Raw genomic sequence first — 520 nt, forward strand, 5'->3', positions numbered from 1 at the left:
GGTGTGCCGCGCCGACCGCCGCGTCCACGTCGTCTTCGGTACCTTCGGGCACCGAACCCCATACCTTGGCGGTGGCAGGGTCGGTGACTTCGATGCGGTTGGACCCCGTCGAGGCGACCCAATCACCATTGATGAAGTGGGTGTCCACGTGGCGGTAGGGGATCGTTAAAGAATCTCGGGTCATGGTGGTGGTGCTCATCTCAGGACCTCCGTGCGCAGCAGCTTGCGGGAGCGGGCCAGGTCTGCGGTCGCCATATCTACCGCGGCCTGGGTGATCAGTTCCGGAATGATCTCGGTTTCCAGCCGGTCGGTGTAGCGCGCCGGATCCTGGTCAAACCAGCCCGAGGCCAGGGCAATGCCGGCGTGGTCAAAACGCCACAGCCGGTCCGCGTCGCGCATCAGCGCGTCCTCCAAGGAGTAAGCCACCTGCCGGGTGTCATGCCCGTCGATAATCAAGCAGACCGCCTCGATGAATTCTTCGGCAAAGCCCAGTGAGGGCAGTACCCGGCGGGCTACAGCG

Annotated in this window: 2 protein-coding genes; both read right to left on the reverse strand. The window is 64.2% G+C overall.

The window, feature by feature from the left end:
* A partial coding sequence (locus Q7C21_RS23025) for an aldehyde dehydrogenase family protein (RefSeq protein ID WP_375151241.1) occupies window positions 1–199 on the reverse strand: 199 nt, incomplete at its 3' end.
* Window positions 196–520, reverse strand: a 325-nt coding sequence (locus tag Q7C21_RS23030; protein ID WP_375151242.1) for a hypothetical protein, incomplete at its 5' end; no start/stop codon positions are given. The genes Q7C21_RS23030 and Q7C21_RS23025, both read right to left, overlap by 4 nt.

Origin of the sequence: Pantoea sp. ANP04 (assembly GCF_041982285.1) — a bacterium.
Taxonomy (GTDB): Bacteria; Pseudomonadota; Gammaproteobacteria; order Enterobacterales; family Enterobacteriaceae; genus Pantoea; species Pantoea eucalypti.